This window comes from Nocardia sp. IFM 10818, from assembly GCF_054655275.1.
Genome location: NZ_BAAHJH010000001.1, coordinates 3,339,335 through 3,352,567 on the forward strand (window position 1 = coordinate 3,339,335; position 13,233 = coordinate 3,352,567).

13 protein-coding genes are annotated in these 13,233 nt (G+C 69.4%); 5 read left to right on the plus strand and 8 right to left on the minus strand.

The window, feature by feature from the left end; translation table 11 throughout:
- Window positions 1-12: 12 nt before the first annotated feature.
- Complete coding sequence (locus ACYQ5L_RS15475) at window positions 13-993, minus strand: quinone oxidoreductase family protein (RefSeq protein ID WP_459958121.1); 981 nt, start codon at window positions 991-993, stop codon at window positions 13-15.
- An 84-nt stretch (window positions 994-1,077) separates the two neighbouring features.
- Between ACYQ5L_RS15475 and ACYQ5L_RS15480 the strand changes: the two genes are divergently transcribed.
- Together ACYQ5L_RS15480 and ACYQ5L_RS15485 are read left to right on the plus strand one after the other, a co-directional pair.
- Window positions 1,078-1,656, plus strand: a complete 579-nt coding sequence (locus ACYQ5L_RS15480) for a TetR/AcrR family transcriptional regulator (protein ID WP_459958123.1) — start codon at window positions 1,078-1,080, stop codon at window positions 1,654-1,656.
- An 82-nt stretch (window positions 1,657-1,738) separates the two neighbouring features.
- Entirely contained in the window at window positions 1,739-3,334 is a 1,596-nt protein-coding gene (locus tag ACYQ5L_RS15485; protein WP_459958125.1) for an alpha/beta hydrolase, read from the plus strand.
- Here ACYQ5L_RS15485 and ACYQ5L_RS15490 read toward each other — a convergent pair.
- Genes ACYQ5L_RS15490 through ACYQ5L_RS15500 form a run of 3 tightly spaced genes read right to left on the minus strand, consistent with a single transcriptional unit; the run spans window position 3,331 to window position 6,245 of the window.
- Window positions 3,331-3,978: an NUDIX hydrolase gene (locus ACYQ5L_RS15490; RefSeq protein ID WP_459958127.1), complete on the minus strand. Its 648-nt coding sequence runs from the start codon at window positions 3,976-3,978 to the stop codon at window positions 3,331-3,333. The two genes, ACYQ5L_RS15485 and ACYQ5L_RS15490, sit on opposite strands and share 4 nt — an antisense overlap.
- Window positions 3,979-3,988: 10 nt before the next feature.
- A complete protein-coding gene (locus ACYQ5L_RS15495) occupies window positions 3,989-5,242 on the minus strand; it encodes an adenylosuccinate synthetase (protein ID WP_459958128.1) in 1,254 nt (417 codons plus the stop codon).
- A 13-nt stretch (window positions 5,243-5,255) separates the two neighbouring features.
- Entirely contained in the window at window positions 5,256-6,245 is a 990-nt protein-coding gene (locus tag ACYQ5L_RS15500; RefSeq protein ID WP_459958129.1) for a hypothetical protein, read from the minus strand.
- A gap of 553 nt (window positions 6,246-6,798) precedes the next feature.
- On the opposite strand from ACYQ5L_RS15500, the gene ACYQ5L_RS15505 reads away from it, so the two are divergent.
- Together ACYQ5L_RS15505 and ACYQ5L_RS15510 are read left to right on the plus strand one after the other, a co-directional pair.
- Window positions 6,799-7,359 carry a DUF4334 domain-containing protein gene (locus ACYQ5L_RS15505; protein WP_459958131.1) on the plus strand — a complete coding sequence of 187 codons (561 nt, stop codon included), beginning with the start codon at window positions 6,799-6,801 and terminating at the stop codon, window positions 7,357-7,359.
- Between the two features lie 81 nt (window positions 7,360-7,440).
- On the plus strand, window positions 7,441-8,673 hold the full coding sequence (locus tag ACYQ5L_RS15510) for an FAD-dependent oxidoreductase (RefSeq protein WP_459958133.1): 1,233 nt from the start codon (window positions 7,441-7,443) through the stop codon (window positions 8,671-8,673).
- 38 nt (window positions 8,674-8,711) lie between these two features.
- Here ACYQ5L_RS15510 and ACYQ5L_RS15515 read toward each other — a convergent pair whose 3' ends face one another.
- Window positions 8,712-9,599, minus strand: coding sequence for an aldo/keto reductase (locus ACYQ5L_RS15515; protein WP_459958134.1), 888 nt, complete (start codon window positions 9,597-9,599; stop codon window positions 8,712-8,714).
- A 172-nt stretch (window positions 9,600-9,771) separates the two neighbouring features.
- On the opposite strand from ACYQ5L_RS15515, the gene ACYQ5L_RS15520 reads away from it, so the two are divergent.
- A complete protein-coding gene (locus tag ACYQ5L_RS15520; protein ID WP_459958136.1) occupies window positions 9,772-11,043 on the plus strand; it encodes an FAD-dependent oxidoreductase in 1,272 nt (423 codons plus the stop codon).
- On the opposite strand, the gene ACYQ5L_RS15525 is transcribed toward ACYQ5L_RS15520, so the two are convergent.
- From ACYQ5L_RS15525 to ACYQ5L_RS15535, 3 genes are all read right to left on the minus strand, one after another.
- Complete coding sequence (locus ACYQ5L_RS15525; protein ID WP_459958137.1) at window positions 11,009-11,635, minus strand: alpha-ketoglutarate-dependent dioxygenase AlkB; 627 nt, start codon at window positions 11,633-11,635, stop codon at window positions 11,009-11,011. The genes ACYQ5L_RS15520 and ACYQ5L_RS15525 overlap by 35 nt on opposite strands.
- Window positions 11,636-11,772: 137 nt before the next feature.
- Window positions 11,773-11,967 carry a ferredoxin gene (locus ACYQ5L_RS15530; protein ID WP_459958139.1) on the minus strand — a complete coding sequence of 65 codons (195 nt, stop codon included), beginning with the start codon at window positions 11,965-11,967 and terminating at the stop codon, window positions 11,773-11,775.
- A complete protein-coding gene (locus ACYQ5L_RS15535) occupies window positions 11,964-13,190 on the minus strand; it encodes a cytochrome P450 (protein ID WP_459958141.1) in 1,227 nt (408 codons plus the stop codon). Before ACYQ5L_RS15535 ends, ACYQ5L_RS15530 begins: the two co-directional genes overlap by 4 nt.
- Between the last annotated feature and the right edge of the window lie 43 nt (window positions 13,191-13,233).

Genomic DNA, 13,233 nt, shown 5'->3' on the forward strand with positions numbered 1-13,233 from the left:
TACCAACCGCTGTCAGACGGCGGGGTCGGGGCGCAGCACGATCGTGCCCAGGGCGCTGCGCTCCTCGATGAGCCGGTGCGCGGTCGCGGCTTGCGCGAGCGGCAGCACCGTCGCGGTGAGCGGTGTGAGGGATCCGCGGGCGGCGCGTTGCAGGGCCGCGCCGCGCGCCCGATCCACCCGGGCCAGCCAGTCCGGCCCGGCGCAGCCGATGAAGCTGAGCCCGCGCATGGTCAGATCCGTCGCCGTCACCTGCGCGAAGGAGCCGGACAGCAAGCCGTAGCCCAGCATGCGGCCGCGCAGCGGGGTCATCAGGTCCAGCAGGGTGGCCGCGGTGTCGCCGCCGATGGCGTCGAACACCACATCCACCGTTGTGCCGCCGAGGATTTCGCGCAGCCGCTGCGGCCACTGCGGATCGCGATGATCGAGCACCTCGTCGGCGCCGAGCTCGCGCGCCCGGTCCATCTTGTCCGGACCGCCCGCGGTGGCGATGATGCGGGCCGCGCCGAATTCCTTGGCCAGCTGGGTGAGGTAACCGCCGACTCCCGTTGCGGCGGCTTGGATCAGCACCGTCTCGACGCCGGTGAGCGCGGCGGCCTCCAGCAGCGGAATCGCCACGGAGGCGCTCATGGTCACCGCCGCCGCATCCACCGCGGACAGTCCGTCCGGGATGGGCGTGACGGATTCCGCTGGTACGCACACCCATTCGGCGTATGTGCCGAAGGTGTTGCTGGCCACCATGACTCGCCGACCGGTGAGCGCGACGTCCGCGCCCGCGCCCACCTCGGTGACCACGCCCGCCGCCTGCGTGCCGAAGACCAGCGGCAGCGGCGCGGGGATCGGGAACGCACCCGAGCGCAGCATGGTCTCCGGATACAGCACCGGGATGGCCTCGGCGCGCACGAGCACCTCGCCCGGCTGCGGGCGCGGCGCGGGCACCTCGCGCGCCTGGAGCACCTCGGGTCCACCGGTTGCGGTGATTAGGATTGCCTGCATCGAAACTCCATAAATTGACTGACGGTCCAGTTAATCTGATGACTATATGGACCGCCGGTCAATGTGTCTAGGAAAGTCGAGGAAATGCCTGATCAGCAGCCCAAGGAACGCGCCGATGCGGCGCGCAATCGGCGCGCGATCCTGGACGCCACCCGGATGCTGCTGGTCGAGCACGGCGCCGACGCGCTGAGCATGGATCGGGTGGCCGCGGCCGCCGGGGTCGGCAAGGGCACGATCTTCCACCGGTTCGGGAGCCGGGCGAATCTGCTCTACGCGCTGCTCGCCGAACCCGCCGAAACGCTCATGGGCGCGATCACCGACGGGCCGCCGCCGCTGGGTCCGGGGGCTCCGGCGGGGGAGCGGCTCGTCGCCTTCTTCGACGCCATGACGGTGATGATGGCCGACAATGTCGAGCTCATGGCCGCCTATCGCGCGGTGCCCGTGCCCCCGCATCCGCGCACCGCCGAATTCCACGGCACCTGGGACACCCACATCACCGCGCTGCTGCACGAGGCCCGCCCCGATATCGACGCCGAGGCGGTCGGCCGCCTGCTGCTGAGTTCGGTCGGTTCGGACCTGGCCCGGGAGATGGTGCGCGCCGGGGAAACCGACCGGCTGCGCGCCTCCATTCGGGAGATGGTGCAATCGGTCTTGCGACGCTGACGCATGGCTCACGAAAAAGTCATAATCTGCTGGCTACGCTGAGCTGGTTTTCATTCCGATTCCAGGGCGAGAGGAATCAACCGTGCGCCACCGAACCAGACTCGCGGTCGTCACCGCGGCAGTAGCGCTGCTCCTCACGGGCTGCTCGAGTCCCGATGAGCCGTCGGATGGGGCCGGGAGGAACGCCCCCGACGGCGCGGAGGCGACGCCGCTGGCGAGCCTCGCGGAATACGAACAGCAGCGGATCGATTGGCAGCCGTGCGCCGAACGCCCCGACGCGCAGTGCGGCACCCTGCGCATTCCCATCGACTACGCGAATCCCGGTGCGGCCGCCATCAAGATGCCGCTGATCAGGCTGGCGGCCACCAATCCCGCGGCCCGGCTCGGCGTGCTGACCACCAATCCGGGCGGGCCGGGCGAATCCGGTTTCGATTCGGTGCTCCTCCTCGAAGACGACGACCCCGCCCTGGGCCGACTGCGCGAGCGCTACGACCTGATCGGCTGGGACCCGCGCGGCATCGGCCGGACGGCGGGCATCAAATGCCTCAGCGATGCCGAGATGGACGAGTATCTGGCCACCGACTTCACACCTACCGATGAGGCGGGCCGGCAGCGAGTCGCGCAGGCGCACAAGAACTATGGCGAGGGCTGCCAGCGCAGTGCCGGCAAGCTGCTCGGCTTCGTCGGCACCGAGGTGCTCCCGCACGATATGGACGTGATGCGGGCCGCGCTCGGCGAGGACAAGCTCAACTACGTCGGCTTCTCCTACGGCACCCGGGTGGGCCAGTACTACGCGGACCGCTTCCCGGATCGGGTCGGGCGCATGGTGCTGGATTCGGTCGACGATCCCGGTGAGTTCGACGGCGCCTCCGAGGATTCCGAGGCGGGCGGGATGGAATCCGAGCCGCAGGAACTCGCCCAGGAGGAGCAGTCCGTGCGCACCATCCTGTCGGCCTGCGCCGCCGAACCGGCCTGCCCGGTCGGCGCCGATCCCGATGCCGCCATGGCCAAGCTGCACGACCTCGTCCAGCGCGTGGACGCCGACCCCCTGCCGCTGCCCGATGGCCGCAAACTGGGCTCGAACATGGCCTTGACCGGCGCGTTCCAGGCGACCTACGACACCGCCGACTGGTCGGTCTTCGACCATGCGCTGGCCGATGCCCTCGCCGGCAACGGCGCCGAACTGGCCGCGCTCGCCGATGCGTACGTGCACCGCAATGCCGCGGGCGAATACGACACCGCCGCCTACGCGTTCTCGGCGGTCAGCTGCCTCAATGGCGATCCCGCCAAGTACCGCAGCAGGTCCGACGAGCAGCTGCTGTCCGATCTGGACCGGGACGCCCAGCGGGCGCGCGGCGGCTCACCGCTGTTCGGCGTGAACGACGTCTACAAGGGCGCACTGTGCGAGTTCTGGCCGGTCGCGCCCTCGGCGAAGGCGACCGCCCTGAAGGCGGCGGGCGCGCCCGCCATCCTGCTGATCAACAACACCGGTGATGCGGCCACCACCCTCGCCGCCGCGGAGAACGTCGCCGCGAACCTGTCGAACGCGGTGCTGGTCGTGAACGAGCGCGATGACCACATCGCCTTCGGCAAGGGCTCGGCCTGCGTGGACGACATCGTCATCGGCTACCTCTTCGACGGCAAGCTCCCCGAACGCGGAACCTTCTGCCGGGCTTAGTTTTTCGAGGCCACGCCCCCGTCCTGCGCCTCGAATGCCCACATGGCGGCAGGACGGCCCGTGGCCTTCACGCGCACCCGCTCACCGGTGCGCGCCAGCCCGGGCAGCGCCGCCAGCGTGCGATTGAGATTGCCGGGATCCGGCCGCGCACCGTGCAGCGCGGTGGTCAACTCCACCGCGCGCGTGGCCGGAAACTGCTCCCCGGTCAACGCCCGCGTGAAAATCAGGTCCTTCCACAGCATTTCACCCAGCCGCGTGCGTGCCGCCGCAATGATCCGATTGTGGTCGAACGCCAGCGGCGGCACCTCGCCGAACGCCACCCACTCGGCCGCACCGGGCTCACCCACCACCGCCCACATGGCGATGGACAGCGTCGGCCCGCGCGGATCACGATTGGGCTCATCGAACGTCGCCACCTGCCCCACCGCCGCAATGGCCTCCTCGGCGACCCCCAGCTTGGTGTGCACCGCCCGCACGGCCGCCTCCGCAAGCCGCTCACCCCGCCCCAGCAGCACACCGGGCAATGCCAGCTCACCGGCGAACGGCTCCCACCGCCGCGGCGCGATACCCACCGTCACGGTCGCGTCGTCCCGCGCGTACCGCAGGGCGATCACATCGATGGATACCGCCGATTGTTGCTCCACAAGTGAACAATCATGCCGTAGTGGCCACCTGGATCGTGCGATCGGCGCGATCCGGGCCGTGTGCGGTGAGGACCACCGGGACACCGAGCTCGGCTTCGAGGTAGGCGGTGAGGTCGGCGGGCAGGTCGGTCAGGACGGGGGTTGCGGCGTTCGCCAGACCGGTGAGCCGCCGCTGGTGCTCGAGATCTTGCCAGGCGCCGCATGTGAGTCGATCGGTATAACCGTCCGGGGTGAGATAGCCGGTGGCGGTGCGAATTCCGGCGGTGGCGTCGAGGTGGTTGACGACCAGGCCATCGATGCCGCCGCAGGCCTCGACGGCATAGCGCAACAGGATCGGATCGAGGTGGCCGATGCGGAATTCACCCTGGTAGGGGCCGGTTCCATTGTGGTGCTCGGGGATTCGGAGGGCATGGTCCTCGGTGGGGAAGGGGCCCGCGCCGTGCCGGGTCCCGTAGGCGCGCGTCACGCCCAGCACGTAGGCGGGCGCGCCGATGCGGGCCAGCATGGCGCGCGCGTTGCGCGGTTCCACCGTGGACCAGGTGGTGTACGGGTGCAGGCCGCGCCATTCGTCCAGGAGCACGCCCTGTGCGCCCTCGAACACCAGGCGGCCCGCGTCGGCGAAGCAGGCGAGCTGATCGCCGGGCAGGATGGTCACGGCGTGCGCGAATTCCCGGTACAGATCGATCAGATCGTCGATCGGGTCGTGGCGGTGTGCGCCGCCGGCGAGCAGTGGGCGGTAATGCTCCTCGAGTGCGATCAGTTTGCGCCGCAGCACATCCGGGCGGCGGCAGTCGGCGACCCTCGGTGCGTCGTGGGTGAGGGCGTAACCGGCCGTCTCGCCGATGCCGAGACCGCACGAACCGTGCCGGGAAGCACCCCTCGCGTCCTCCCGGCAACGGTTGGCGGCCCCGTGGATCGGCGTGGTGAGCAGCGCTCGTTCGTCCACGTAGAGCAGCGACAGCGGGTCGGCGACGCCGAGCGCGGCCAGGGCGCGGGCTTCGGCGGCCAGCGCGATGGGCTCGACCAGCATGTGCCGCGACAGCAGGGTCGGCACGCCCGAGAAGGTGCCGGAGCCGAACTGGCGGAAGGTGTGGTGGCGCCCGGTGGCGACCACATTGTGCGCCGCCTGCGCGCCGCCGTTGAACCGCACCACGGCGGCGACGTCGAAGTCCGCCGGCGGTGAGCACAGCCAGTCCACGGTCGCGCCCTTGCCGGCGTCGCCGAAGCCGAGGTCCACCACGATCACGTGCCGGTCGCCGAACATGGGTGTGTCCCTTCTAGTTTCCGAAGTCGACGTAGTCGTCGCCGGTGGTCGCGGCGGGCAGCGCGCCGGTGCTGCGCCCGCGCGGGGCGGCCGCGGTGAGGGCGAGGGCCTTGCCCACCGCGTCGGCTTCGGCCTCGGAGCCGATATCGCGCAGATCCGCCAGTCCCGCACCGAGATCCACACGATCCTCGGTAATGCCGATGGTCAGTGCGATGAGCTCGCACACCGCCGCCGGATCGTCGAGTCGCAGGAACCGCTCGCCGAGCAGTCCCCGCCAGTGCTCGCCGATTTCGGGATCGTTGTAGTAGCTGGACTGATTGGGCAGGATGTAGAACACATGCCAGCGATCGGCCAGCTCGCGGTAGATCGACGGCACCGTGATATCGCGCCGCACATCGTCGCCGATCACGGCGCGCACATGCCGCCGTGCCAGCCGCGGCTTGTTGAGCTCGTCGCCGACAATGAACAGATAGCCCTTGCGCCCCCGCTTGTCCCAGGCGTCGGTTGCGGTGTGCCGGGCCATGAAATACGCGGCCAGCTCGTAGCTTTCGGACTTCTGCCCGCCACCGCCGCCCTCCAGCAGGATCAGCCGCAGCTGCTCGTCCATCCGGTTGTCCGACTCGAACTGCCCGACCTGCAACGGAACCCGATCGCTGTCGGCATCGCCGATGGCGCCGAACATGATCTGCGGATCCTCCGCATAACCTTTGCGCTGCAACAGCCCGTGCAATTTCGCGAGCTTCTCCTGCATGATGCGCGGCACCCGGCCCATGGACCCCGTCACATCGAAGAGCACCGCGATCGGCAGCGAATTGCCGTGATCCTCGGAATCTCTCGACTCCCGCACCCGCACCCCCTTGGGGTCGAGCGAGGGGTGCGCGGTCCACTGGCCGTAGGGCACCGACCGCAGATCGGCCGTATAGCCGAAATCATCGAGCCCGCGCGCGGCGCGGAAGGTGCGCGCCGCATCGTAGGCGGTGTCGTCCCAGCTTCCGTAACCCATTGCCATCACTTTCCTTTCGGGAGCTCGAAGGGCCGGAAGCGGTGCTGTCCGTAGAGCCCGTCGAGCAGATCGTCGAATTCGCCGAGCAGGTCGGCGGCGTCCGGTCGCATGCGCCGCCACCGAGCCCCGGACATGCAGTGCCCGACCGGATACGCGCATCCCGCATACCTCGAATTCCGGCGCCCCGGTATCCAGCCACTGCCGATACAGGTCCGCGAGCCGCGCGAACGCCGAGTCCGCGGCGGCGGTCTCGCCCGCGCCCGCCCGATCGGGGTGCACCAGCGCCGCCAGCCGGTGATATTCCCGCCGCTGCCGGTCGGCGGAATCGCTTGCGGCAGTGCCGAAGAGGTCTTCGGAGCGCCGTGCCGCTCGAATCGTCTCGGCGGTGGCCCGCGCTGTCGTCATGGTTTTAGCCTAGCCGACTAAAACATGGCGATCCAGACTTTTGCGAAACGTTTTTGTCGAGATGACAAAAACTATGGTGAGCGCATCGCCCGCCCCGAACGGCTAAGGTGAGAGAAGTTGTGGCAATTGCTCTCATCGAGGAGGCCGGATGGCTGCCGAACCCGTGACCGACGGCGCCGCGCGACTGCGCGCCCTGATGGCCGACGGCTGCACTCCGGAGCAGGCGTGGGAGCTGTTCGACGCGCTGTCCGCCGTGCCCGTCGAGGAGATCACCACCGGGCGGTGGCGCGGGGACGAGCTCGACACCGGCCATCCCTGGAAGGGCGTGCTCGTCGAATCCGGCTGGTACGGCAAGCAGTTCGACGATGCCGACACCGTGCAGCCGCTGCTGTTCGCCGGGTCCGACGGCGCGGTGTTCGCCGTGGATCCGCGCCGGGTGCCGCTGTTCCTGGCGGGCAAGGTCCCGGCGTCGGCCCTGCGGTCGGTGCGGCGCGGCCTCGGCGTGCTGCGCCCGCTGCTGAGTACGCGGACGCCGCGGGCCCGGCTGCGGAATCTGGAATTCCGCGGGAAGACCAGTGCCGCAATGATCTACGACCACCTGCCGATCATCGACGTCTTCCGCCGGGCCGACGCGGACACGCTGCTCGGTGTGATGGATCTGCGCGGGCTGCGCGAGCCGTACTTCTTCGTGCTGCACCGCGAGCGGTAATCCCCGAACCGCCCAGCCGCCGCGGATTCGGTCCTACTCTGGAAAGGGACCGATGGTTGGCGCGCCCGGGAGGGAAGCCCGATGGAAAGCACGACCTGTCTCGTCGCCGGCGGCGGTCCGGCGGGAATGATCTTGGGGCTCCTGCTGGCTCGCGCCGGCGTCGAGGTGACGGTGCTGGAGAAGCACGGGGACTTCCTGCGGGACTTCCGCGGGGACACCGTGCATCCCAGCACCCTGGTCCTGCTCGACGAGCTCGGCCTGCGCGAGGATTTCGCGAAATTACCGTACCGGCGGGTGAATTCGGTCCAGGTGCCCATCGGGGGCCGCATGGAGCGGTTCGCCACCTTCGACCACATGCCGGGCAAGTACAAGTTCATCGCCATGGTGCCGCAGTGGGATCTGCTGGATCTGCTGGCGCGCGCCGGCGACGCCGAACCCGGGTTCCGGTTGCGCATGCACACCGAGGCCACCGATCTGTTGCGTGAGCAGGGCCGCGTGGTGGGCGCCGAGTACCGGACCAAAGACGGTGCGACCGGGGAGATTCGCGCCGATCTCACGGTGGCGTGCGACGGTCGCGATTCGACGCTGCGCGCCGCGGCGGCCCTGGGTTCGCGCCGCTGGCCGACGCCCTTCGACGTGTGGTGGTTCCGGATCCCGCGCAATGGCACCGATCCGGCGGGAGCGGTCGCGGTCCTGACCGAGAATCGCGTCGCCATCATGATCGACCGCGGCGACTACTGGCAGATCGCCACCCTCATCGGCAAGGGCAGCGATCCGGCACTGCGGAGCGGGCAGCCGGTCGGCATGATCATGCGCAGCATGGCCGACAGCGTGGCGTGGCTGGCCGATCGCCTCGATGCCGTCCCCTCCTGGGACGACGTGAAGCTGCTGGATGTGAAGCTGGACCGGCTCGACCGCTGGTACACCGAGGGCCTGCTGTGCCTGGGCGATGCCGCGCACGCCATGTCCCCGGTCGGCGGCGTGGGCATCAATCTGGCCGTGCAGGATGCCGTGGCCGCGGCGCGAATCCTGGCCCCGAAACTCCTGTCGCATACGGTGACGACCCGGGATCTGGCCCGGGTGCAGCGCCGCCGCACCGTGCCGACGGTCGTCACCCAGACCCTGCAGCGAATCGCGCACGCACGCGCCATCGGACCGGCGGTTTCGGGCGCGCTGAACATCTCCAACGCACAGCGAACTCCCCTGGCATTGCGTGTCTTCCGCCGGATTCCGGTGGTGCGGAGCCTGCCGCCGTTCCTGGTGGGTCGCGGCGTGCTGCCCGAACACGCGCCGGACTTCGCCCGCCGCCCCTGAGCATCGGGGCGGCGGTCGAGAAGTCCTGTGCCGGAAGGTTACGCCGAGACTTCGGCCGGGGCGACGGCGGACAACCGTGCGAACTGCTCGTCGGACAGCCGCACCGCGCCGGCGGCGACGTTCTCCTCGAGGTGCGCGAGGGAGGTGGTGCCGGGAATCGGCAGCAGGGTGGGGGAGCGGTGCAGCAGCCAGGCCAGCGAGGTCTGCGCCGGCGTCGCGCCCAGCTCCGCGGCGACCTCGGCGAGCGGGCCCTCGGCCGCGGCATGCGCGCCCATGGCGACCGGGAAGAACGGAATGAACGCGATCCCGTGCGCCGCAGCGTAATCCACGACATCCTCGTGATGGCGGTCGCCGAGGTTGTAAAGGTTCTGCACGCTGGCGATCGGCGTGATCTCGGCGGCTTCCCGCAGCTGGTCGACAGTGGCTTCGGACAGCCCGATATGCCGGGCCTTGCCCTCGTCGACGAGCTGCTTCAACGCCCCGATCTGATCCGCGAGCGGCACCGCGGGATCGATGCGATGCAGCTGCAGCAGATCGATTCGGTCGAGTTTCAGCCGTCGCAGCGACAATTCGGCCTGCTGGCGCAGATATGCCGGATGCCCCAGCGGAACCCATTCGGTGGGCGACGGCCGCAGCACGCCCACCTTGGTCGCGACGACCACGTCCTCCCGATACGGGTGCAGGGCCTCGGCGACCAGTTCCTCGTTCTCGCCGAGCGCGTAGGAATCCGCGGTGTCGATGAGATTCACGCCCAGCTCCACGGCGCGCCGCAGCACGGCGACGGCGGAGTCCCGCTGCTCCGGAGCGCGCCAGATATGTCCGGGTCCCGGATCGAACCCGGGCTCCGGCGCGGCCGCCAGTCGCATGGTGCCGTATCCGATGCGGTTCACCCGCAGATCGCCGCCTAGCTCGAATGTTGCTGACATACCAACCACTCCTGTTGTGACTTGCCGTTGCGGAGCGAATGAACTTCCGCCATTCCTGTTTCATTCCCTGGGGGAGGCGGTGTCCCCGGAAATAGGGGTGGAGGCGTGGCGCGCGCACCACCTACGATGAGGGACGACGGGGGTCGGGTGGTGCTCGAAGGGGAGGAATTCAATGGAGCGCACCACGTGTTCGGTCGTGGGTGGGGGCCCTGCGGGCATGTTTCTCGGCTTGTTGCTGGCGCGTGGCGGGGTGGAGGTGACCGTGCTGGAGAAGCACGCCGACTTCCTGCGCGACTTCCGCGGCGACACCGTGCATCCCACCACCATGGACCTGCTCGACGAGCTCGGCTTGGGGGAGGAATTCGAGAAACTGCCGCAGCGGCACGTGAGCGAGGTCCAGGTGCCGGTCGACGGCCGCATGCGAACCTTCGCCACCATGAAGCATCTGCCCTTGCGGCACAAGTACATCGCCATGGTGCCGCAATGGGATCTGCTCGATCTGCTCGCCCGCGCCGCCGATGCCGAACCCGGTTTTCATCTGCGCATGAATACCGAAGCGACCGGTGTGATCCGGGAGCGCGGGCAGGTCGTCGGCGTCCGCTACCGCGCGAGAAACGGTGCGGCGGGCGAGATTCGCGCCGATCTGACCATTGCCTGCGACGGCCGTTCCTCGATCCTGGCCGCCGACGCCGGATTGCCGTCGCGCAGTTGGGAGATACCGTTCGACGTGTGGTGGTTCCGGCTGCCCCGCAACGACGCTACCGATCCGATCGGTGATGTGCAGGTGACGGCGGAGCAGATGGTCGTCATGGCCGATCGCGGTGACTACTGGCAGTGCGCCGTCATCATTCCCAAGGGCAGTGACGATCTGCTGCGCCGCGAACCCGTCGCCGATATCACCCGCCGCATGGCCGCGGCCGCGCCCTGGCTGGCCGATCGCGCCGGGGCGCTGCACAGCTGGGGTGAGGTGAAACTGCTGGAGGTGCAGGTGAATCGCCTGGACCGCTGGTACACCGACGGCCTGCTGTGCCTGGGCGATGCCGCCCACGCCATGTCACCGCTGGGCGGGGTGGGCATCAACTTGGCCATTCAGGACGCGGTGGCGGCCGCGAGAATCCTGGTGCCCGTTCTGCGTTCGCGCCCGCTGACCGTCGAGGACCTCGCCCGCGTCCAGCGCCGCCGCCAGTTTCCGGCCGCGGTCACCCAGCGCATGCAGTGCGCCATGCACACCGCGGTCGTGAAACGCGCTCTCGCCGACGCCATTCGCCGCCCCGACTCCGCACAGGCCCCGCCGCTGCTGCGCATGCTGCGGCATATCCCGATCGTGCGATCGGTGCCGCTGTTCCTGGCGACCCGGGGCGTAAGGCCCGAGCACGCACCGGATTTCGCGCGCCGTCCCGCTCGTGGGATTACCAAACCCCTTGTGGCCGAAACTGGATACTGATCCGCGGGCCGACCGGCCGCCGGGTCTTCGGCACCGCGTGCTCCCAGGTCCGCTGGCAGGAGCCGCCCATCACGATGAGATCCCCGTGCCCGAGCGGGTACCGAATGCTCTCCCCGCCCCCGCGTGGCCGCAGGGCCAGCGTGCGCGGCGCGCCGACCGACACGATGGCGACCATGGTGTCGGTCGTCGCGCCGCGCCCGAACGTATCCCCGTGCCAGGCCACACTGTCGTTGCCGTCCCGGTAGTAGCACAGCCCGGCCGACACGAACGGTTCCCCGAGTTCGTCGCGGTAGTGCGCGCTCAGCGCGTCCCGTGCCTGCGCCAGTACGGGATCCGGCAGTTCCCGTCCCTCCTTGTACGAGCACAGCAGCCGCGGCACATCGACCACCCGGTCGTACATGGCCCGCCGATCCGCCCGCCACGGCACCTCGGCCGCGAGCGTGTCGAACAGCAGGTCGGCCCCGCTCAGCCACCCGGGCAGCACATCCACCCACGCCCCGGCGGTGAGCTCGGTGCGCCGGATCCCGTCCAGCGCGCCGAGCTCGACCTCCCCGAACCCATCGAGCAGTGATCCCTGCAGCGGTGTGATCATGCCGCGAATCTACCATTATTCGAACAAATGTTCGCATAAAGGGGGTTGGCGGTGGCTGGGCCCCGGACCCCCTTTGTTCGCACGGGGCGGCTTGCGGGGGTGAGGGAAGGTTGCGGGGCTAAGCCCGTGTAACCCCCTTACTCACGGAGTGCGAGCGCGCCGGACGGGCACGCGTGCAACGCGTCCCGCAGCGCACGACCATCGCGTGGTTGCGGGTCGAGCAGGCGCACCCTGCCGTCGTCCTCGTCCTGATCGAAGACCTGTGGTGCGAGCAGGGTGCACATGCCCGCGCCGATGCAGCGTTCCCGATCGGTGGTGAGGTGCACGCTCATCGGTCCGCATCCGTCCAGGTGACCGGCAGTTCGTGCACGCCGTAGATGTTCATATCGGTGCGCAGCGGCACTTCTCCGGCGGGGACCGCGAGGGCGAGGGTGCGGAAGCGGCGGGTCAATCCTTCGAAACCGGCGCGCATTTCGATGCGGGCCAGCTGCTGGCCGAGGCAGGCGTGCACGCCGTGGCCGAAGGACAGGTGGCCGCGGGCCTTGCGGTGGATGTCGAGGGTGTCCGGGTTCTCGAAGCGCTGGGGATCGTGGTTGGCGGCCAGTAGCGAGACGACGACGGTGGAGCCCGCGGCGATGGTCTCGCCGCCGAGTTCGATGTCCTCGGTGGCGTAGCGGTAGAAGATGTCGGCCACCGACAGATAGCGCATGAGCTCCTCGACGGCCTCGGGGACCAGCTCGGGGTTCGCGCGCAGTTCTGCCAGCTGCTCCGGGTGTTCGAGCAAGGCGAAGGCGCCCAGCGCCAGCATATTGGAGGTGGTCTCGTGGCCGGCGAGCAGCAGCAGGAAGGCGATGCCGGTCAGCTCCTCGATGCCGAGGTCCTCGTCGCGGGCCAGGTCGGAGAGAATGTCCTCGCCCGGCTCGGCGCGCTTGCTCATGACCAGGCCGGCCAGATACGTGGTCATCGCGCCATAGGCGGCCATCTTCTCCTCGACCACCGGATTCCGGACCAGGAACTTGGCGGAGTTGAGCTGGAAGGTCGCCCGGTCCTCGTACGGCACGCCGAGCAGTTCGCAGATCACCAGCGACGGCACCGGCAGCGCGAACTCGCGCACCAGGTCCACCGGCGGGGTCAGCCGCGCCATCTCGTCCAGCTGCCGCTCGACGATCTCGATGATGTGGTCCTCGAGCTGCTTCATGCGCTTGACCGTGAAGGCGCCGGTCAGCTTGCGCCGCAGTCGCGTGTGGTCCGGGGGGTCCATGGCGATGAACAGGCCCGGAATCTGCGGGGACGGCTCGGTCTGCGCGGGCAGGTCGGGCGATTCGTCCAGCGCGTGCACGACGCCGAGGTCCTGGCGGGAGCTGAAGCGGGTGTCGGACATGACCCGGCGGACCGCCTCGTAGCCGGTGACGAGCCAGCCTTGATGCCCGCTGGGGAAGACGAGCGGACTGACCGGGCGCGCCTCGCGCAGCCGGGTGATCGCGCGGGGCGGATCGAACGGGCCCGCATCGCGCTCCGTGGGCAGGCCGTGCGGGACGGGAACCGTCGAGGTCATGGGGTTTTCCTTTCGTGGCGGGCTGTGCCGACCACGGTCGCCG